Source organism: Bartonella sp. LJL80 (genome assembly GCF_054871565.1).
Genome location: NZ_JBTXLM010000001.1, coordinates 536866 through 558152 on the forward strand (window position 1 = coordinate 536866; position 21287 = coordinate 558152).

A 21287-nucleotide genomic window follows, 5' to 3' on the forward strand; every position below is an offset into this window, starting at 1 on the left:
CTGGTTTTGTTTTTCCTGTTTTATCAGGAGATCGCAACCATGCAAGCGGTCAAACAACTTTCCTATCCTTAGACGATCAAAAAATGGATGCAAACTGTCGCAAGACCCAATAAAACAGAGTGGTTTATTATGGGAGACGGTGATGTCATTTCTGCCTGATTGGCATGTTTTCGTGCAATTTGCCGGTGCTGCAATCATCCTCACACTCATTCCGGGACCAGATATGGCGCTGTTTGTCGGCCGCAGTATTGCGCAAGGAAGAATGGCGGGATTCGCTTGTATTCTGGGTTGTTCGACAGGCATTATGATTCAGGTGGTTGCTGTTGCGATAGGGCTTTCTGCGCTGATTGTCGCTTCGCCAACGGCATTCTTTCTGCTGAAAATCATAGGTGCAATTTACCTTTTATGGTTGGCCTTCCAGGCCATACGGAAAGGATCGCGCTTTGCGCTCGACAATCAGAAACAGGCGCGTCAAAGCTTCAAGCGCAACTATCTGACCGGCCTTGGCATCAACCTTCTCAACCCCAAAGTCATTTTGTTCAACATGACGTTTCTGCCGCAATTTGTGCAGGCGGCCGATCCTTCCGCACCGGAAAAAATCCTGTTTCTTGGTTTGGCATTTATTCCCATTTCGCTGCCATTTACCGTGACAATGGTTTTGGCCGCCGATCGTTTTGCCAATCTTCTTAAGCAGAACCCGCTTTATGTGCGCATCCTGGATTGGTTGATGGCGGGCATATTCACCGCCTTTGCCATCCGTCTACTAGCCACACAGGCAAAATAGCGTTTGCGTGATGCTTGGAGGTCGGGTGTTACACTCAAAAGTGAAGCGGGCATCTTGCTTCAAGGTTTCCATTGCTGCGGGATGTTTTATAGTTGCGGCTGACAGATTATTTTGTTCTATGATGGGATTCAGCCATGAGCGCTTATGTTTTTACCCCTTCAACACAACCAAGCCTGCCGATCAAAGGCACCGATAAACTTTTTCCGGTGCATCGTATTTATTGCGTGGGCCGCAATTATGCCGATCATGCCATTGAAATGGGGCATGATCCTGCCAAAGAAGCGCCGTTCTTTTTCCAGAAAAATCCGGATAACCTTGTCGTGGATGGCCGTTTTCCATATCCACCGCAAAGCCACGATGTTCACCATGAAGTCGAGTTGGTGGTAGCGTTGAAAAAAGGCGGAAAAGATCTATCGGTTGAACAGGCTGCGGATTGTGTTTTTGGCTATGGCATCGGGCTGGATATGACACGGCGCGACCTTCAGGCCGAAATGAAAAAGGCAGGCCGCCCTTGGGAAATTGCCAAGGCGTTTGAACATTCGGCACCGTGTTCTCCACTTATTGAAGCGGGCAAAGTCAAGCCGATGGGGGAAGGTGTCATTTCTCTCAGTGTGAATGGCGAGACGCGTCAATCGGGTAATCTCAACCAGATGATTTGGAAAATACCGGAGATGATTGCTTATCTCTCACAGCTTTTCGAGTTGCAAGCCGGTGATGTTATTATGACGGGCACGCCTTCGGGTGTCGGTGCTGTACAAAAGGGCGATCGGCTTGTCGGCCATATTGATGGTTTGGATGACCTGACGGTCACGGTTGTTTGAGTATACCGCAGCATCCCAAAAAGTGCGTAGCGGTTTTTGGATAAGATGCGCGGGAAGAAAAGCAGCATCCCAAAAAGTGCGTAGCGGTTTTTTGGACAAGATGCGCGGGAAGAAAAGCAGCATCCCAAAAAGTGCGTAGCGCATCCGCCGGGAAAACAGTTCACTGGACTATTTTCTTATCCGGCTCCTATTGGATAAGATGTGCAGTGGTAAAAAAAATCGCGTCGCGTTGAACTGCGACACGATTTGGCTTTCAAGCCGATCGTTCAATGATGTTAGAGTGAATCCGTTTTCGATATCGTCAGGGCGTCACTTTAACGCTCTATTTTAGTGCATTTTCCTGATAAAAAAGTCTATCAACTTTTGTCGGAAATGCTTTAATCGGCAATTTTCTCACCCGGATAAGCGCCCCATAGCTGGTTCTGGTTGACCCAGCCGCGTGCCCTGCCAATATCAAGCTCGCACCAATTGCCATCGCATTGGCGGATGCTGCCAATAACACCGGGTTCTATTTCTGCGGCCAGCGCGGCATTGTCGCCGGGCTGGCGGCGCAAGGCGGTTAATTTCGTTTTGTCCTTTTGCCACGGTGCAATCATAGCGGTGCGGCGTCCTGAAAGCAGTGATTGGTAGACCCAACCTTCGTCACCATCGGAATCGCGAATTTTACGCCATTGGTCGTATTCCTGCGTGATTTCCACCGGCAGACCCTGTTTTTGATAGGCATAAACCACCGAATAGTTCCGCCCCGGCCCGACACGCACATTAACACGAGCCGGTTTGATCGACACAAAACGCGGTAGCGGCAGACCGCTTGGGCCTAAGTTTTCCGTTGCTTCCTGCGCATGAGCCGGCATGACGCCATTGGCTGCAACAAGGAAAAAGCAAAGTGCCAGGCTGCTTAAAAGGGTTGAAAATCGGCACCAGCCAGAACTGTCCACTGTAGACCTCTCTTCTTTGTGTTTTTTGTACGCTTTTCTTCTGCTATAAGCAGGACAGACTCGACAGTCCAACCAAGCTATGGCACATCGCTGGTTAAAGAGGTCTCAACGGGCGGGAAAAACGTTGAAAAAATCCGAGGATAGGCATGCAGGGCAAGAAAAAACCACTGGTTATTCTGACACGTAAGCTCCCACAGCCTGTGGAAAACCGTATGAGCGAGCTGTTTAATACGGTGTTGGCCGATGATGACCGCCCTATGTCCAAACAGGCCCTGATAGCCGCTGTTCAGCGCGCCGATGTGCTGGTTCCGACAATTTCCGACCGTATCGATGCAGAACTTTTGGACTATGCCGGGCCGAATTTGAAACTCATCGCCAATTTCGGCAACGGCACCGATAATATCGACGTGAAAGCAGCCACCAGTCGTGGCATCTTGGTAACAAATACGCCCAATGTGCTAACCGAAGATACGGCGGATATGACATTGGCGCTTATTTTGGCCGTGCCTCGCCGTTTGGTGGAAGGCGCAAATGTGCTGAACGATACCGGCCAATGGCCGGGCTGGTCGCCGAACTGGATGTTGGGACGGCGTATTTGGGGCAAAAAGCTGGGTATTGTCGGCATGGGGCGCATTGGCATCGCCGTGGCGCGGCGGGCTAAAGCCTTTGGCCTGTCTATCCATTATCATAACCGTAACCGCGTCAGCCCGAAGATTGAAGAGCAGCTTGGTGCGGTATATTGGGACAAGCTTGACGACATGTTGGCCGAAATGGATATTGTATCGGTCAATTGTCCGTCAACGCCGGCAACCTATCATCTCTTATCCGCGTCCCGCCTTTCTCTGATGCAGCCGACCGCCTATATCGTCAATACGGCGCGGGGCGAAATCATCGATGAAACTGCCCTTGCGCGCCAAATCGATGACGGCAAACTGGCGGGCGCTGGTCTTGATGTTTTTGAGCAGGAACCGGCGGTCAGTCCGGCGCTGCTTGATCTCGCACGTAAGGGAAAGGTCGTGCTTTTGCCGCATATGGGGTCTGCAACGATCGAAAGCCGTGTGGATATGGGCGAAAAAGTCATTATCAATATCCGCGCATTCTTCGACCATCACCGCCCGCCCGACCGCATCATTCCCGAAAAGATCAGGGTTTGAAAGACACTGTCTAAAAACCGGACGTGATTTTAACCTATAAGGTGTCGGCAATAAAAACCATATTGGCTAGAAGCAACGGGGCCTTATGGGCGATATTGCTGGTAGGTGACGGTTTTCGCCTTTGTTAGGACGCCTCCTTTGTCATGAGCTTCATTCCGCATTGTCTACACGATTGCGTGAAGCTTATAGCGTGTACCAAAGAGCTGGCACCGTACCCGCCGGTAAAACAGTCCGAGCGCTTGTTTCCTTAATCCTTCTGCAATCGCCGAAATAGACGCGATAGAACAGAGGATGAATGCCTTTCGTCTAGAGCTGATAAAATGCTTCAGACATGAATTTTGTTGACGCAAAAAACAATTGTCGTAAAAAAATTTGTATGATAACCATCTGACATTATTAATTGTCGGGAGCGGCAAATATCTTTTCTTCAATTTCATTGCTCTATAGCATGGTCGAAGGAAGGTGTTTTGATGAGGCTGACAATATCCAACGGCTGACCAGAATGATGGGTTGCATTGGGTGTTGTCGGAATTGATCGGGAGTGAGGATCAACCGTTTGCTTGAAACGCGCATGGGGCGGATTTTTCCGCTTCGCGTCATTTTTCGCACGGGCTGGATGCTGAAACAAACGGTTCGACCCGTCATCTCCACGCTTTGCCAGACAGTTTTTATTTGGGACAAGGTTATTCCGACAGGAATAAGGAGGCAAAATGCAAAACAAAACCATAAAGACTATTGATGTCGAGGATACGAGCCTTTCGGCTTTTTACCGTGACATGAACACGAGTGAAAGACGCACATTCTGGGCTTGTGCTGCGGGTTGGGCATTGGATGGGCTGGATGTGATGATCTATCCGCTGGTGATCGGCACGATTATTGCCATGTGGCAGATTGAGGCCGGTATGGCGGGTATGGCCGTCACTATCACGCTTCTGGCGTCTGCGGTAGGCGGTTGGCTTGCCGGCTTTATCGCCGACCGTATCGGTCGGGTTGTGACGCTGCAAATTACCATTGTCTGGTTTTCATTTTTCTCGTTACTTTGTGCATTTGCGCAAAATTTTGAACAATTGATGATCTTTCGCGCTTTATTGGGATTGGGTTTTGGTGGCGAGTGGGCAGCCGGCGCAGTTCTGTTGGGGGAAACCATTCGCGCTCAATATCGCGGTCGGGCGGTTGGCTGTGTTCAGGCCGGTTATGCTGTTGGCTGGGGTGGTGCGGTGCTTTCACAAGCCATCTTGTTCACGCTTTTTGAGCCTGAAGTCGCTTGGCGTTACATGTTTGTTGTCGGCGCCTTTCCGGCCCTGTTGATTTTTTATATTCGCCGTCATGTGAAAGAACCTGAAATTGCCGAGAAAAGCCGTTTGAAAGCCAAGAGTAGTGGCGATCGACCAAAAATCTGGGAAATCTTTAAAAAAGACATTCTACGGACCACTATTTTTGCTTCGCTGGCTTCGGCCGGTTGTCAGGGCGGATATTACGCCATTACAACATGGGTGCCGCGTTATCTCACGACAGAGCGCGGTCTATCAGTCATTTCTTCAACCGGTTATCTGTTTACCCTTATTGTCGGTTCATTCATCGGCTATCTGGTGGGAGCATGGATGGCAGACCGCTTTGGCCGCCGCATGTTGTTTCTCGTGTTTTCACTGGGTGCCATCATTATCGTGCTGGTCTACACACTTGTGCCTTTCTCCAACACGCTTTTATGGTTTTTGGGCTTTCCTTTGGGCTTTTTCTCATCCGGTTATTTTTCCGGCATGGGGGCGTTTCTAACCGAATTGTTTCCTACTCGTCTGCGTGGTTCGGGCCAAGGGTTCTGCTACAATTTCGGCCGCGGCATGGGTGCGCTTTTCCCAACCCTTGTCGGTTATCTTTCGGCCAGCGTCGGCTTGGGAAATGCGGTTGCTGTTTTTGCAACCGGTGCCTACTGCCTGTTTTTCGTTGCAGCGTTCATGCTGCCTGAAACACGTGGACGGATATTGGAGGAATAGCCATGGATGTCATACGCGATTGCCCGGGGCCTGATCCAAAACCGCATGGCCCGAAACGCTTCAAACTGCCCCACGGGGCAGTTGATACCCATGCGCATGTGATCGGTTTGCCGCCAGCCTATCCATTTGTCAGTCATCGCAGCTATACGCCGCCTGAAGCGACAGCTGAAAGCTACCTTCAGATGTTGGATCAGACGGGTATGGATTACGGTGTTCTGGTGCAGGTTTCGGTGCATGGCACCGACAACCGGCTTTTGGTGGAAACATTGCAACGACACCGGCAACGTTTGAGGGGCATTGCAGTGATTCCGCTTGATCTGCCAGAACGCGATTTATTGGCTTTGAAAGAAGCAGGCGTGGTGGGGCTGCGGCTTAACGTGCTTTATGGGGGTGGTATCGGTTTTGATGCAGTGGAACGTTATGGAGCGCTTGCCAAGGAAATGGGCTGGCACCTGCAGTTTCTCATTGATGCGCGTGATTTGGTACCGCTGAAAGACCGTCTTAGAAAATTGCCTGTTGATTATGTCATCGACCATTGGGGACATTTTCCTGTTTCTCGCGGGCTTGATGATGACGGTTTTCAAACCATGCTTGGTTTGCTGCGCGATGGGGCATGGGTCAAGCTTTCAGGAGCCTATCGCAACAGTGTAGAAGGGCCGCCTTATGCCGATACGGTCGAATTCGTCCGGCGCATTCACGCTGCTGCACCCGAACGCTGTGTCTATGGCTCGGATTGGCCGCATGTTTCGCATTGGGGCAAGATGATGAATGTCGGCGATCTACTTGATCTCATGGCGGATTGGGTTCCCGATGAAGCAAGCCGCAACCGTGTGTTTGTTGATAACGCCCATCGCCTTTACGGCTTTTGAAAGATGACTAGAGCAATTCCCGAAAAGTGTAACGGCTTTTCGATAAGAATGTCGGTAAAACAAAGAGTTAGAGCCGATCTATGACCCAACACAAAATGGATATGCTTTAACATCGCATCTGACAAAGACGTTTGCAAAGCCACTGGAAGAGAAAATGTCTGATAAAATCGCACCGGCGGCGCAGGCTGCCACGCAGAAAAAACGCAAACAGACTGCAACGCCACGCCGTTTACGCATGATGCTTGCGCTTGATGATTTTGAAGTGAAGGCGAAGAATATATTGCCGCGCCAGATCTATGGCTATTATAGCGGTGCGGCTGAAACCAACCAGTCGCGGGATGAAAACCGGGCCATTTTCCGCCAATATTCGTTTGAACCACGCGTGTTGAGTGATGTCTCACGCCGTAAAACAACGGCGTCGCTGCTGGGCACGCAGCATGCTTATCCCTTTGGCATTGCACCTATGGGACTTTCAGCACTCGCGACGTTCGATGGCGATGCGGTGCTGGCACGCGCTGCTGCGGCTGAAAATATCCCGATGGTGATGAGCGCGACATCGTTAACGCCATTGGAACGAATGGCATCGCAAGAGGGCGGAAAATGGTTCCAGCTTTATCTGCCCGGCGATAATGGCCGGATTGAAAAAATGCTCGATCGTGTTGAAGCCGCAGGATTTGAAAACATCGTCCTGACTGTGGATGTCAATGTGCCTGCCAATCGCGAGAATAATGTCAGAACCGGTTTTTCTTCACCGTTGAAACCGTCTCTCAGGCTATTTTATGACGGTATGATCCATCCGAAATGGTCGATCTGCACATTTATGCGCACCATGTTGCGGGGAATGCCGCATTTTGAAAATATGGATCATTTCCGCGGCCCTGCGATTATTTCACGCAATTTCGAGCGTGATATCGGGCCGCGTGACCAGTTGGATTGGAGCCATGTGGAATTGATCCGAAAACGCTGGAAAGGCAAATTTGTTGTCAAAGGTATTCTTACGGCGGTGGATGCATTGCGTGCCAAAGCGCATGGGGTGGATGCGGTGTGGATTTCCAATCACGGCGGTCGCCAGCTTGATGGTGCGGCCAGCCCGATGGCGGTTTTGCCTGCCATACGGCGTGCTGTGGGCAACTATCCTTTGTTGATTGATAGCGGTATCCGCCGTGGCAGTGACATCTTGAAAGCGCTGGCGCTTGGAGCAGATTTTGCGTTTATCGGAAGACCTTTTTTATATGCGGCGGCGGTTGGTGGCGAAACGGCGGTACGCCACGCGATCAAACTTCTGGGTGAAGAGGTCAATCGTGATTTGGCGTTATTGGGGTTGAATGCTGTTGGTGAATTAACGCCGGATTTCGTTCGCGATAATCGTTTACCGGTGACGGTCTAAAGCATGTTGCCAAAAAGTGGGCACCGGTTTTTGGATAACAACATGCTTGGAAAAAGCCATGTTGCCGAAAGTGGGTACCGGTTTTTCGTGAGAACGTCCGATAGAAAAGCCTGTCCACAAAACCGCTTGGTTTTTGCCGCTTCCAGAATGCGTATAGCATTATAGCGCGTGGATCCATTGCATATGGCCTGCATGGGATGCGCGACGTTTTTTCCTCGATCAGCGGGTCGGGACGGGTTCTGTGCCGGTATAGTCGTAGAAGCCGCGGCCGGTTTTGCGGCCAAGCCAACCGGCTTCAACATATTTGACCAGAAGCGGACAGGGCCGATATTTTGAATCCGACAAGCCATCATGCAAGACTTGCATGATCGACAGGCATGTATCAAGCCCGATAAAGTCGGCCAATTGCAACGGCCCCATCGGGTGGTTGGCGCCAAGCTTCATCGCCGTATCAATCGCATCGACGCTGCCCACACCTTCATAAAGGGTGTAGATTGCCTCGTTGATCATCGGCAACAGCACGCGATTGACGATGAAGGCGGGAAAATCTTCGGTAACGGTGCAGGTCTTATCAAGCGAAGTCACAAAATTGCGGATCGTGGCAAAAGTATCGTCGCTGGTTGCAATGCCGCGAACCACTTCCACAAGCTTCATTTGTGGTACGGGATTCATGAAATGGGTGCCGATAAATTTATCGGGCCGGTTGGTTGTCGCAGCCAACCGTGTGATGGAAATGGTTGATGTGTTGGTGGCAAGCAAAGCCGATGGTTTAAGGTTGCGCGAAAGCTCGATGAAAATATCCCGCTTGATATTTTCGTCCTCGGTGGCGGCCTCGATAACCAAATCGGTTTCATTGAATTGGTTAAGCGATGGCGTTGTGGTGATACGCACCATCCCTTCACGCCGCTCACTATCCTGTAGTTTGCCGCCGGCCACCTGGCGCGCCATATTGCCGTCAATCGTGGCCATGGCTTTTACCAGCCTGTCGGGCGAAATGTCATAAAGCGTTACGTGATAGCCGGCCAGTGCCGCCACATGTGCAATCCCGCCACCCATTTGGCCTGCACCGACAATTCCGATTGTTTTGATCATGACAAACTCCCTGATAGGCTTAAAGTCTCAGCGGTTTTTTCCCGGTATCCATAAAACGTCCTGCTTGCCATCATCATTGGCGTGGCGGGCCGCAACAAACAGAAAATCGGAAAGACGGTTTATATAGCTGAGCGCGCTTTGGCCGACATCCTCATGTTGATGCAATGCCACCATAACGCGTTCAGCGCGCCGTGCAATGGTGCGGGCAAGATGGAGCGCTGCAGAAGCGTCGGAGCCACCCGGAAGCACAAATGATGTCAGCGGTGCAAGCGCGTTGTTGAGCGCATCAATGTCGTTTTCAAGCCGCAAAACCTGATCCGCCACAATACGCAGACTTTCATAATCTGCACTGTCTTGCGGTGTGGCCAGATCTGCGCCCAGATCAAACAGGTCATTTTGGATATTTTCCAGCATAGCATCCAATGTGCCGCTTGTACGAAGCCGCGCAACACCGATCGCGGCATTGGCTTCGTCCACCGCGCCATAGGCTTCCACCCGCAAATCGGCCTTTAGGCGGCGCGGGCCGTTGACCAGACCCGTGGTACCATCGTCGCCGGTTCTTGTGTAAATCTTGTTTAGCTTGACCATTTTTCCACTGAAATTCCAATAAATTGCTTTGTGCGTGATTTATTTCTATATCACTGCCAATATATTTCTATACCAATGTAAGATAGTTTTAAAGTTACACCATTATGGAATATAAGGGCCATCGCGAGAGACGTGACATTTGAGAGTTAGACCATTCCGCTATTGCTGGCGCATCTTTTATAATGCCGTCAGCCATTATTTCCGCGACAGTGGCAGCGCATTTGCCAGTCATGTCGCTTTGTCTGGTCTGTTGGCACTCTTTCCGTTTTTGATTTTCGCTACATCTTTGGCAAGTTTTCTTGGCGCCCGCGCCTATACCCAGCAAAGTGTCAATGCCCTGCTGAAAATGCTGCCTGATGCCATTGCAGCGCCGATTGTACAGGAAGTCATCAATGTGATGACCATCCAGCGCGGCGGACTGTTGACCATCTCAGTTATCGGCACGGCCTATTTTGCGTCCAATGGTGTCGAGGCGTTAAGGACAGCCTTGAACCGCGCTTACCGCGTGGTAGACCGGCGCAGCATTTTCTTCTGCCGTTTCCAAAGCCTGTTTTTCGTCATGGTCGGCACGATCGGGCTGATGGTTATCAGCCTTTTGCTGGTTCTGGCACCATTGGTTATCAATATTGTGCAGCATGACTATCCCATTATCGCGCAATATGTCGGCACTATCCGTATCTGGCGCTATGCCATTGCCGTTGTGGTCTTATTTATAAGTCTTCTGGTTGCCCATAAATGGCTTCCTGCCGGTCGGCGCAAACTGGTAGATATACTGCCGGGTATTGCAGTCACCATGGTGGTGTGGTTTGTCGCATCCATGCTTTTTGCCCAATATCTGGCAACCTTTGCCAACTATGTTTCGACCTATGCGGGTCTGGCTTCTATCATGGTGGCGATCATCTTCCTTTATATGTTGAGCGCCATTTTTATCCTAGGTGCGGAAATCAACGCGGCGATCATGTTTTACCGCAACCGCCAGCAGCAGCCCGGCCAGCTTGTCCGCTCACTTGAACAGGAACAACAAAACGAAAATGACGATGCCGAAACCGACGATAACCCTTTACATTGATGCCGATGCTTGTCCGGTCAAGGCTGAAGCCTATCGGGTGGCAGAACGCTACAATATGAAAACTTACGTGGTGGCCAACAGTTTCATTCAGGTGCCGCGTGAGGATTTCATTGAACGGGTACAGGTCGGGCAGGGGTTGAACATTGCCGATGACTGGATTGCCGAAAGAGCAAATGAAGCAAGCATTGTTATTACCAATGATGTGCCTTTGGCCGACCGTGTCGTGCAAGCCGGCGGTGTTGCGATTGCGCCGACGGGGCGGTTGTTTGATGTTGCCTCCATCGGGCAGGCGCTTGCCACCCGCAATCTGATGGAAAATCTGCGCGAAGGCGGTATGATCACCGGCGGCCCACGGCCTTTTTCCGCCCGTGACCGTTCGGCATTTCTGTCTGCACTTGATCTGGCCGTCCAGCGGCTAAAGCGGCGCGGCTATACAACCTCAAGCCAACCGACCCAAGCCCCATAATAGCAGGAGCAAGGTCAGAGCGGGCGGTCAAAGCCTGTTGCAACCTTTCTATTGCTGGGCATCGGCTTTGACGGCGGCTTTCATCAATGTTTGCGAATCCGCATCGCCCCATGGAGCAGAGCCGTTAAAGGACGCGATCAGGCAGCCATTCTTATCGATCAACATGGTAACAGGCAGGCCAAGCGCTAAGCCGTCCCTGCGTAACTGGTTGAATATATCCATTGTCTGGTCGCGATGGAAAACCAGATTATCGGCTTTCACATCGTTCAGAAATGCCTGCACCTTTTCGCGTGAAGCGGCCTTGTCGATATTGATTGCCAGAACATCGAAGTTTTCACCGGCCATGTCGCGCTTCAGATTGGCAAGTTCGGGCATTTCGGTGCGGCATGGGATACACCAGATGGCCCAGAGATTGACGAGCAGTGTTTTGCCGGCAAACTCGCCAAGTGTGCGGTCTTTGCCATCGGCATCCTTGAAGCTAAGTTTTTTTGCGTCATAGGCTTCGTCGGCAAAACGCAGATTTTTGAAAAAACCATCAGCCGATTGTTTCACTGTTTGGATCTTCTGGCTATCGAGTGCGCAGTGCTTTGCCTCTTGCGCATTGGCCGATGAAATCAATGAAGGAAAATAGCGATGCTGGTTGTCATGACCTATCATTATCGCGTATATGCTGAGAGCGCTTATGCAGGCAGCGGCGAAGATCTGCCGGTATTTGCCGGTTGTTTTTGCGCGCTGTAAAAAATTTGCAACCATTTTTCCGTCCTTTCGATTGGGGCTAACATATATGAATAACGACAAATCAAGCAACCAAATGTGGGGCGGACGTTTTGCCTCAGGCCCGGCCGCCATTATGGAAGAGATCAACGCATCCATCGGCTTTGATCAAAAACTCTATCGGCAGGATATAGAGGGTTCGCTTGCCCATGCCGCGATGTTGGCACAACAAAATATCATCACTGCCGCCGACCATGATGCGATTGCAAAAGGTTTGAAAACCATTCTTGCCGAGATCGAAAGCGGCAAATTCACCTTTTCGCGCAAGCTTGAAGATATCCATATGAATGTCGAGGCACGCCTTGCTGAATTGATCGGCCCGGCTGCCGGCCGCTTGCATACGGCGCGCTCGCGCAACGATCAGGTGGCTGTCGATTTTCGCCTTTGGGTGCGCGAAGAAACAGCCCGAACCGCGCAAGCCTTGAAACGCCTGATTGAGCAATTGCTTATTCGTGCGGAAAGTGAAGCATCGACGCTGATGCCCGGCTTCACCCATCTGCAAACTGCACAGCCGGTGACATTCGGCCATCATATGATGGCTTATGTCGAAATGTTTGGCCGCGACCTGTCGCGCATGCGCGATGCGGGTGAACGGATGAATGAATCGCCACTTGGTGCTGCGGCACTTGCCGGTACCGGTTTCCCGACCGATCGCTTCATGACAGCCAAGGCACTTGGTTTCCGCGAGCCGACACGCAATTCGATTGACAGCGTGTCTGACCGCGATTTTGCGCTTGAGTTTTTAAGTGCGGCAGCCATTTGCGCCACCCATCTTTCGCGTATGGCAGAAGAAATTGTGATCTGGTCCACGTCGCAATTCAATTTCATCCGTTTGTCGGATTCGTTTTCGACCGGCTCGTCAATTATGCCGCAGAAGAAAAATCCTGATGCAGCCGAGCTGGTCCGTGCCAAAGTGGGGCGGATCAACGGGGCGCTGGTGGCGCTTCTGACGGTGATGAAAGGTCTGCCGCTGGCCTATTCCAAGGACATGCAGGAAGACAAGGAACAGGTATTTGATGCAGCCGAATCGCTTGAACTGTCGCTTGCGGCCATGACCGGCATGATAAGCGACCTTGAAGTGAATGCGGCCGCCATGAAAAAAGCCGCCGGTTCAGGCTACTCTACTGCAACCGACCTTGCCGATTGGCTGGTGCGCGAATTGGGGCTGCCCTTCCGTGAAGCCCACCATGTTACAGGCCGCGCCGTGGCCTTGGCGGAGCAGAAAAAATGCGATCTTGGCCGGTTGACATTGGATGACCTTAAATCCATCCACCCTGACATTACCGACGAGATTTTTGATGTGCTGACGGTTGAAAAATCGGTCAAAAGCCGCAAGAGCTTTGGCGGCACCGCCCCGCAGGAAGTGCGCCGCCAGATACGCTATTGGAAAAAACGCCTTGCCAAAGCTTGAAACTGGGCGTTACACACATAGAGACCGCGACAGGAACTGTCGGCAATAAATTGGAAAGATACGGGATCATGAAAAAAACTCTTACCGGTTTGATGATTGTCACGATCTGTGGCGCGGCTTTGGCCGGTTGTGGACGTAAAGGGCCGCTTGAACCGCCGCCGTCCAGCATGATCGAAAATTCCGAAGGGAAAATGGTAGAGAAGCCCAAGGAAGATAAGCCTTTTATTCTCGACCGCCTGATTAAATAGAGGCTCTGAAGTGAACGCTTTCCACTATCGTAACGGTATCCTTCATGCCGAAGGTGTCAGCCTGCCTGCCATAGCGCAAAAGGTCGGAACGCCGTTTTATTGCTATTCTGCAACGGCAATCACCTCGCGCTTTGACGAATATAGTCAGGCGTTCAAAGGCACGAATGCATTAATTGCCTATGCGTTGAAGGCAAATTCCAATCAGGCGATCTTGAAGCTTTTGGCAAAAAAAGGTGCCGGTGCCGATGTGGTTTCCGTCGGAGAATTGCGCCGCGCGCTTGCCGCCGGCATACCGGCCAACCGCATTGTCTATTCCGGTATCGGCAAAACCGTTGAGGAAATGGATTTTGCCTTGGGGCACGCCATACGCTGTTTCAACGTCGAATCGGAGCCCGAGCTCGAGCAATTGTCGGCGCGTGCCGTGGCGCTTGGCAAGGTGGCAACGGTATCGTTGCGTATAAACCCCGATGTCGATGCCAAAACCCATAAGAAGATTGCCACAGGAAAATCGGAAAACAAATTCGGCATTCCTATCGCGGTCGCCCGCGATGCCTATAAACGCGCCGCCGAATTGCCGGGTATCGATGTCCATGGTGTGGACGTGCATATTGGCAGCCAGATATGCGATTTGCAGCCCTTTGAGGATGCTTTTGCCATTATTGCCGACTTTGTCGGGCAGTTGCGTGCCGATGGCCGCACCATTAGCCATGTTGATGTCGGTGGTGGTCTTGGTATACGCTATCGCGCCGACAACAGCCCCCCACCTACGCCGTCTGAATATGCCGCAGTGGTGAAAAAACATATGCAGCCACTGGGTGTCGATGTCATTCTGGAGCCGGGTCGCAATATTATTGGCAATGCCGGTTTGCTGGTCACGTCGGTGATTTATCTCAAGCAAGGAGCGAGCCGCAATTTTGTCATTGTCGATGCGGCGATGAACGATCTTATCCGCCCGACACTTTATGACGCTTGGCATAATATCATACCGGTGAAAGAGCCGCACCCCGACCAGGATCCCATCCGTGCCGATATTGTCGGGCCGGTCTGTGAAACGGGCGATTATCTTGGCCTTGAACGTGACCTGCCGGAACCGCAAAGCGGCGACCTTTTGGCGGTTTGTGGCTCTGGTGCTTATGGCGCGGTCATGGCGAGTACATACAATACGCGGCTTTTGGTACCGGAAGTTCTGGTCAAGGATGATGATTTTGCCGTCATCCGTCCACGTCTTGATTATGAAAGTCTGATTGGTCTGGACCATGTGCCGGAATGGGTTGAAAATTCTTAACGGCTTTTTGGTATTTGATTCACCGTCAAAATAGCGCTGATTTGGCAAATGGCCTCGCCTTTGCCATGATCCCTGCTATGATGGCGGCCGAGATTCAGTGAACGCGGAAACAAGACACATTGATGAGTGATGAAAACCCTTCCCGTTTTCAAGTGCCAAAGCTTGTACCGGCCAGAGCGCGTGCTTGGTGTGTCCTGACGTTCGAGCGGCTATGGCCGCGTCTTTTGCCATCTGTGCTTGCTTTGCTGCTATTGGCTGCTTTGGCCTGGTTCGGCATTTTCAATCGGATGTCTTACTGGGTTCATCTTATCGTGCTGTGGGCCTTGTTGTTTGCCGCAGTCGGCAGCCTGTTTTTGCTGGCAGGTTTCAGGCGTCCCACAAACCGCGACATCGACCGGCGGATTGAGCAGGCAAGCAGTCTTGCAAACCAGCCCTTGGAAGCGCTGAATGACATACCGGTCAATCCTGCTGACAATGCCTACGCGCAAGCGCTATGGGCCGAGCATCAACGCCGTATGGCGGCGCAGTTGCAAAATTTGCAGGCCGGTTTGCCGAATACCGCCATAGCGCGTAAGGACCCTTTTGCCCTTCGTTCTCTGGTTGTTTTGCTGGCGATAACGGGCTTTGCCTTTTCCTATGGTTCAAATGGCGGTCGCCTATCGGATGCGTTCGACTTTCGCGCACCGGTCAATCTTTCAGCCATGCGGGTGGATGCATGGGTGACACCGCCGGCCTATACCGGTGAAGCACCAATCTATCTGACACAGGCCAATATAAGCAGCGTCAAGGTTGCCGAGGGCAGCAAGGTCTCCGTGCGGGTGGTGGATGGCGGCGGTGCAGTGTTGAAACTGACCGATAGTGCCGATGGGAAAGTGTCCTACCCTACGCAAATTGCCGACAAAGCTGTCAAGCACAACAATGCGATCTCGTTTGAAACGGTCCTGAAAACATCCGCCAATCTTTCTCTTTCAGCACGTCGATATGAAAAAAACTGGCATTTCGATGTCGTAGCCGATGGGCCGCCAAGCATCCGGCTGGCCAAGGAGCCGGGGCGTATCTTGGGTGGTTCGCTGGAACTCAATTATGCTTTGGATGACGATTATGGTGTCGAAAAAGCCTATGTCGAGATAAAACCAACTGCCGATATGCCGGAAGCCGGTCACCCGCTTTATGCAGCGCCCGAAATCAAGCTGTTGATCCCGCGCGGTGGCAAAGGCGAGGGGCGCACGGTGCAGGATGTTACCAATCATCCTTGGGCGGGATCGGAAGTGACCATAACATTGGTGGCGGAAGATGGTGCCGGTCATATTGCCAAAAGCGAAAGCCGCACCATGACCTTGCCGCAGCGGATTTTTGGCAATCCATTGGCGCGCGCCGTGGTGGAGCAGCGACGCCTTTTGGCGCTTGATACCATGGCACGCGATCGGGTGTTGGACATGCTTTCGGCCATTACCCTGCGTCCAGAAGACACGATTGAAAATTATACGCATTTTCTGACCCTGCGCAGTGCGTGGACAAGACTTTCATTGGCGCCCGATGATGACGCATTGCGTGATGTTGCCGATTATATGTGGCAGATTGCTTTGGGTATCGAAGGCGATGCGGTTGATCAGGCAGAAAAAAATCTCAAACAGGCGCAAGCTGCACTGCGTGATGCCTTGCGCAATGGCGCTTCACCCGAAGAGATCGAGCGGTTGAGTGAAGCTTTGCGTCAAGCGATGAATGACTATATGGCAGCCTTGGCCGAGCGGGCGCAAAATGGCGGGCTTGAGCAAAAGCCGTCCGAAAATGCGCAGACGCTTTCTCCAAACGAGCTGGAAGAAAAGCTGAAACAACTGGAAGAAATGGCCAAGACCGGCAATCGCGCTGCTGCTGAACAGCTTTTGTCTGAACTTGAGAATATGATGGACAATTTGCAAATGCAGCCGGGCGGTCAGGGCAGCGGGCAAGCGGGCAACAAGACCGACCAGATGCAGAAGCAAATGGATAAATTGGGTGATTTGATGCGCCGCCAGCAGGAAGCGTTGAACGACACCCATAGGCTGGAAGATGAAAAACAGCGCGGTGAAAAAACACCGGAACAGTATCAAAACGAGCTTGATAAATTGCGCGAAAAACAGGACGGCTTGCAATCGGAGCTGAACCAGCTGCAAAAAGACCTGAGCGAGCAAGGGCTGAAACCGGGTGAGGAGCTGAAAGACGCCGAAAACAAGATGGCGCAGTCGGGCGAGGCAATGGGTCAAGGCGAAGGCCAATCGTCGGCGCAAAATCAGGCCGATGCATTGGAGGCGATGCGCAACGGCGCACAAGGCTTGATGAAGCAGATGCAGGAAGCCATGAAAAAGGATGGCGAAGGGCAGAAGGGTGAAGGCGAGGCCGCGCAGGATCCTTTGGGGCGCAAGCTTGGTTCCACCGGTTCCAGCCGTCAGGAAAACGGTGAGCTGCCGCAGGAAAGCGACATGCAGCGGGCGCGCCGTATCCTGGATGAAATCCGCAAGCGGCTTGGCCAGTCTTTCACACCCGAGATGGAAAAAGACTATCTCGAGCGGTTGTTGAAATTCGATTGATTGCGTTGCCGTGAAAACCTATTCGTTTGAAGAGAATGGTATGAGGAAACTCCGTTGAAAACGAGAAGAGGAGCCGAAAAAATATAAATATTTTCAAGGTGCTTCGAGTTTAGTCTAGACAAAATTACCGTATCCCTAATCGAAGCAAAACTAGCCTCAATCTGTATGTTGGAAGAGCTCAACCGGTTATACCATCCGTTTTTTGGTGTTTAGTGTGCCATAAGATTTAAATGAATAGCCCCTGACGCTAGATTCTGCATGTTTCGCCTTGGGCGTTTGGCAAATTGTCCGGCGTATTTGGTATGGGGCTTTGGGCAATATTGGCAAGCGACTTGACCTTCCCCCCATGGGAACCTTTATCTTGACTTGGAATTGAGTCGGTCATGAAAGGAAAAAACCATGAAAAAACTTATCAGCGCCATGTGCATCACCCTTGCGACAATCAGCTATACCGCGAGCTATGCCGGTGCGCAGAGCCACGATCATTCCATGGCGCCTCAAGGCGAAGTTTCCGCCTCGACCAAGGCCTATGAAGCTGCCAATGAAAAAATGCACAAAAACATGATGGTCGGAATGACCGGTGATGCTGACACCGATTTCGTCAAGGGCATGATCCCTCACCATCAGGGCGCTATCGACATGGCCAAGGTGGTCTTACAATATGGCAAAGATCCAGAAATCAAGAAACTGGCTGAAAATGTCATCACTGCGCAAGAGCAGGAAATCAAAGAAATGCAGGATTGGCTGAAAGCCCACGGAAAACAATAAGCCGTTTGCCTTTAGGGCGTTTTCCGAAAAGTGGAAACCGCATCCATGGAGAAATTGATCCGTTGGATCAATTCTTTATCCTGCTCCTATCGGTTAAAAACGCATTGTAAATTATGGATTAGGGCGTCGATTTGATTCAATCAGATCAAAATGCGCTCTAATCCGATTTTCCTTGCGAAAATCTCTTCGCAAAAGAAGCCCAAGGTCTCCTTTAAGAATCAACGCTCTGATTTGGCTGGATGCCAAGGGTATTTGGGTAAATTCGAGCGAGTTCTGTAGGTGTTTTTATGAATATAATATCACGCGACTCATGTGCTTAAGCTTGGGAAACAGGTTTTTGCTGATGCGGTTACAAACACTCCCATTGTTTATTCATTCTTAAATACAAGCTAGGGGCCGGATACGGATCAAATTGGCACAAATATGCGGTTTTTCTAAAGCAATTTACGAAAAGTGGAAACTGAATCCATGGGGAAAACGATTCACCGGATCGTTTCTTTTCCCACGACTATCGGACAAAAGATGCCGCAAAAACAAACTTAGAGTGCGCGCTTGATTCCGCGAATACTCAATGCGCTGTAGGCGATGATGACTTTTTTGCCAATGTGCAACAATTTGCCACATGTCGGGCTTTTTGCCCGTAAAAGCGTGAAAAACGGTGGTATGAGCGCTGTTTCGCCATCGCTTTTGGGACAAATTAAGGTGATGGAACTTTCTTTTGGGGCGAAGTTGGAGTAGATAGTCTGGAAATGCTCTAAAGAGCGATGAATGATCACAAGACGAAATCAGACAAAGTGAGCGTATAATCATGCGGATAAGGCTTGGAACACGGAAAAGCGCATTGGCGCGCGTGCAAGCGGATAAAGTGGCCAGCCTCCTGCGTGCTGTTGATCCCACCGTAACAATCGATATCGTTTTGCTTGGCTCTGTCGGTGATGCGGATAAACGCACCTGTTTTCAGGATATTGGCAGCGTTGGTGTTTTCACCAAAAGCGGTGAGGATGCCCTGCAAAATCGTGAGGTCGATATTGTCGTCCACTCCTTGAAAGACCTGCCAACCACTCAACCCGACGGTTTGGTGCTGGCTTGCGTGCCGCAGCGTGAAGACCCGCGCGATGTGTTATGTGGTTTGAAGCTGGAAGAGATTCGCAGCCAACGCCACAAAATCGGTACCGGCTCTATCCGTCGCGCAGCACAGATGCGCTCGATCTTTCCCGATCTTGCCATTGTGCCCGTGCGTGGCAATGTACCGCCGCGTCTGCGCCGTGCGGTTGAAAAAGACGGTATCGATGCGACAATTCTGGCAGCGGCCGGTCTGAAACGCTTAAACCTTATCGACGCGGAGATGGAATTCCTCAACCCGCAGATTTTCCCTTACGCAGTGGCGCAAGGTGCACTCGGCATTGAATGCCGCATGGCCGATCAGGACATTATCCGGCTGTTGAAAAAGATCGAATGTGAAAAATCGCGCGCTGAAGCCGATGCCGAACGCTCATTGATGAAACATCTGGGTGCCGGTTGTAACCTGCCTGTAGGTGTGTGCAGCACATGGAAAAACACCATGCTGCACGTCAAGGCCACCGTTACCGGGATTGATGGTCTGCAGCAGATCACCGACCATGCATCCACCTGCACTTATGGCGTGGAAGAAATCGGCAAACGTCTTGCCCAACGCCTGCTTGATAAAGGTGCGGGCGAATTGTTGCGCGCTTGCACAAACAATACCGATCAAGCCAAAGTGGCAAGCCTGTTGAAGCTATAAATTCAGCGGGCACAGCGTCTTCAAACAATGAGACCGGAACAGTTGTTTTGCATCGTTTGTGGTGCAAATCGTTGCTTTTGCCGTTTACCCCTTGATTTTTACGCTTAAAATTTCGATATCGGTGACAACAAATCTCATCAAGAAATGGAAATCCTATGTCTGACGAAAAGAATAAGACTGGCGAGAGCGAATATGACAATCGCGATCTGAAAAATCCGGCCGACCGCGAAGCGTTAAAGCGTGCTGCCGACGATTTTTTAAAAATGCGCAAGTCGGAAGCTGCTGCCGAAGTGCAGGATGACGATATAACCGATGAAGGCGCCGACACAGTCGCTGCTATGGCGGCTGAAAATGAAGAGCTGAAAGACCAGCTCTTGCGGCTTGCGGCCGATATGGAAAACCTACGTCGCCGCACCGCGCGCGATGTCGCTGATGCCAAGGCCTATTCCGTGGCAAATTTTGCCCGCGATATGCTTTCGGTATCTGATAATCTTAACCGTGCCCTGGAAGCTATTCCTGAAGGTGCGCGCGACCATGATGCAGGCTTGAAAGCCCTTGCAGAAGGTGTTGAAATGACCGAACGCGCGATGATGTCGGCATTGGAACGCCACGGCGTGAAAAAGATTGAGCCGCAGGGCCAGAAATTCGATCCGAATTTCCATCAGGCCATGTTTGAAGTTCCCAATCCCGATGTTCCAGCCAATACGGTACAACAGGTTGTGCAGGCAGGCTATGTCATTGGCGACCGTGTTTTACGGCCGGCAATGGTGGGTGTGGCCAAAGGCGGCCCCAAAGATGCACCCGTTGAAGGCGAAGCTTCCGAATAAAATAAAGGCGGGTTTTTCCCGCCTTTTTTATTATTTGAAGGCCATTTTGTCTCCGCGCTCTATCGCGTTTTAAAAAATACACATTTGATGCCGGATTATCTCACTATTTTGCCGCAGCAAGCGCCGCTGAAAACACTGAAAGTTTAGCCGTCTCTAAAGCAGACAGGTGCAGGATCCATGCATCCATTGGCAAGCACCTTCTGAATGCCGGCTGTAGGAGCATTTCTAACAGACATTGATAGATTTTATGCCGAGAAAACACGTAAAAAGACAAGCTGACAGCGAACTGTGACTTTATTAAAAACAAAGTCACTTTATGGTCAGGACTTATCACTTTGAACGAAAAGGCACAAAAACAGCTGAAGTCTGCTGTGTCAAAAAGCTCATACCTAACTATACCACCCGATTTTCGCTATCCTTCGCGCATTTCTTTGCTGTTAGAGCACTTTTCGACCTGATGCTATCCGCCCGGCGCATCTCGAGCGT

The 21287-nt window shown here is 51.2% G+C and carries 19 protein-coding genes; 15 read left to right on the forward strand and 4 right to left on the reverse strand.

The annotated features are described in order from the left end of the window. The first annotated feature begins 142 nt into the window (after positions 1–142). Together ACYSNS_RS02410 and ACYSNS_RS02415 are read left to right on the forward strand one after the other, a co-directional pair. Entirely contained in the window at positions 143–784 is a 642-nt protein-coding gene (locus tag ACYSNS_RS02410; RefSeq protein WP_461721525.1) for a LysE family translocator, read from the forward strand. A gap of 134 nt (positions 785–918) precedes the next feature. Then, positions 919–1605, forward strand: coding sequence for a fumarylacetoacetate hydrolase family protein (locus ACYSNS_RS02415; protein ID WP_461721526.1), 687 nt, complete (start codon positions 919–921; stop codon positions 1603–1605). A 377-nt stretch (positions 1606–1982) separates the two neighbouring features. On the opposite strand, the gene ACYSNS_RS02420 is transcribed toward ACYSNS_RS02415, so the two are convergent. Beyond that, positions 1983–2543, reverse strand: a complete 561-nt coding sequence (locus ACYSNS_RS02420; RefSeq protein ID WP_461721527.1) for an SH3 domain-containing protein — start codon at positions 2541–2543, stop codon at positions 1983–1985. 146 nt (positions 2544–2689) lie between these two features. On the opposite strand from ACYSNS_RS02420, the gene ACYSNS_RS02425 reads away from it, so the two are divergent. The 4 genes from ACYSNS_RS02425 to ACYSNS_RS02440 all read left to right on the forward strand — a co-directional run bounded on the left by ACYSNS_RS02425 (position 2690) and on the right by ACYSNS_RS02440 (position 7944). Beyond that, the gene (locus ACYSNS_RS02425) at positions 2690–3697 is read left to right on the forward strand and encodes a 2-hydroxyacid dehydrogenase (protein ID WP_461721528.1); all 1008 of its coding nucleotides are present in this window, start codon (positions 2690–2692) and stop codon (positions 3695–3697) included. A 710-nt stretch (positions 3698–4407) separates the two neighbouring features. Continuing rightward, on the forward strand, positions 4408–5688 hold the full coding sequence (locus ACYSNS_RS02430; protein WP_461721529.1) for an MFS transporter: 1281 nt from the start codon (positions 4408–4410) through the stop codon (positions 5686–5688). Between the two features lie 2 nt (positions 5689–5690). Further along, on the forward strand, positions 5691–6557 hold the full coding sequence (locus tag ACYSNS_RS02435; protein ID WP_461721530.1) for an amidohydrolase family protein: 867 nt from the start codon (positions 5691–5693) through the stop codon (positions 6555–6557). A gap of 235 nt (positions 6558–6792) precedes the next feature. Beyond that, positions 6793–7944 (forward strand): alpha-hydroxy acid oxidase, encoded by a 1152-nt coding sequence (locus tag ACYSNS_RS02440; RefSeq protein ID WP_461721887.1) that lies wholly within the window; start codon positions 6793–6795, stop codon positions 7942–7944. A gap of 219 nt (positions 7945–8163) precedes the next feature. Here the strand turns inward: ACYSNS_RS02440 and ACYSNS_RS02445 are convergent, their stop codons facing one another. Together ACYSNS_RS02445 and ACYSNS_RS02450 are read right to left on the reverse strand one after the other, a co-directional pair. Continuing rightward, on the reverse strand, positions 8164–9036 hold the full coding sequence (locus ACYSNS_RS02445) for a 3-hydroxybutyryl-CoA dehydrogenase (RefSeq protein WP_461721531.1): 873 nt from the start codon (positions 9034–9036) through the stop codon (positions 8164–8166). A gap of 27 nt (positions 9037–9063) precedes the next feature. After that, positions 9064–9624, reverse strand: a complete 561-nt coding sequence (locus tag ACYSNS_RS02450; protein ID WP_461721532.1) for a cob(I)yrinic acid a,c-diamide adenosyltransferase — start codon at positions 9622–9624, stop codon at positions 9064–9066. Between the two features lie 139 nt (positions 9625–9763). Here ACYSNS_RS02450 and ACYSNS_RS02455 point away from each other — a divergent pair, with 139 nt between their 5' ends. Beyond that, the gene (locus tag ACYSNS_RS02455) at positions 9764–10693 is read left to right on the forward strand and encodes a YihY/virulence factor BrkB family protein (RefSeq protein WP_461721533.1); all 930 of its coding nucleotides are present in this window, start codon (positions 9764–9766) and stop codon (positions 10691–10693) included. Continuing rightward, positions 10656–11159 (forward strand): YaiI/YqxD family protein, encoded by a 504-nt coding sequence (locus ACYSNS_RS02460; protein ID WP_461721534.1) that lies wholly within the window; start codon positions 10656–10658, stop codon positions 11157–11159. Before ACYSNS_RS02455 ends, ACYSNS_RS02460 begins: the two co-directional genes overlap by 38 nt. 48 nt (positions 11160–11207) lie before the next feature. On the opposite strand, the gene ACYSNS_RS02465 is transcribed toward ACYSNS_RS02460, so the two are convergent. Continuing rightward, positions 11208–11912, reverse strand: a complete 705-nt coding sequence (locus tag ACYSNS_RS02465) for a TlpA disulfide reductase family protein (RefSeq protein WP_461721535.1) — start codon at positions 11910–11912, stop codon at positions 11208–11210. A 31-nt stretch (positions 11913–11943) separates the two neighbouring features. Between ACYSNS_RS02465 and argH the strand changes: the two genes are divergently transcribed. The 7 genes from argH (at position 11944) to grpE (ending at position 20801) form a co-directional block, all read left to right on the forward strand. Beyond that, positions 11944–13344 (forward strand): argininosuccinate lyase, encoded by a 1401-nt coding sequence (gene argH / locus ACYSNS_RS02470; protein WP_461721536.1) that lies wholly within the window; start codon positions 11944–11946, stop codon positions 13342–13344. 68 nt (positions 13345–13412) lie between these two features. Then, positions 13413–13592, forward strand: a complete 180-nt coding sequence (gene lptM, locus ACYSNS_RS02475) for an LPS translocon maturation chaperone LptM (protein ID WP_461721537.1) — start codon at positions 13413–13415, stop codon at positions 13590–13592. A gap of 10 nt (positions 13593–13602) precedes the next feature. Then, complete coding sequence (lysA, locus tag ACYSNS_RS02480; protein WP_461721538.1) at positions 13603–14877, forward strand: diaminopimelate decarboxylase; 1275 nt, start codon at positions 13603–13605, stop codon at positions 14875–14877. Between the two features lie 122 nt (positions 14878–14999). After that, on the forward strand, positions 15000–17444 hold the full coding sequence (locus ACYSNS_RS02485) for a TIGR02302 family protein (RefSeq protein ID WP_461721539.1): 2445 nt from the start codon (positions 15000–15002) through the stop codon (positions 17442–17444). A 399-nt stretch (positions 17445–17843) separates the two neighbouring features. After that, positions 17844–18212, forward strand: a complete 369-nt coding sequence (gene copM, locus ACYSNS_RS02490) for a CopM family metallochaperone (protein ID WP_461721540.1) — start codon at positions 17844–17846, stop codon at positions 18210–18212. Between the two features lie 808 nt (positions 18213–19020). Further along, complete coding sequence (gene hemC, locus ACYSNS_RS02495) at positions 19021–19974, forward strand: hydroxymethylbilane synthase (protein WP_461721541.1); 954 nt, start codon at positions 19021–19023, stop codon at positions 19972–19974. 155 nt (positions 19975–20129) lie between these two features. Further along, entirely contained in the window at positions 20130–20801 is a 672-nt protein-coding gene (grpE, locus tag ACYSNS_RS02500) for a nucleotide exchange factor GrpE (RefSeq protein WP_461721542.1), read from the forward strand. The last annotated feature ends 486 nt before the right edge of the window (positions 20802–21287 follow it).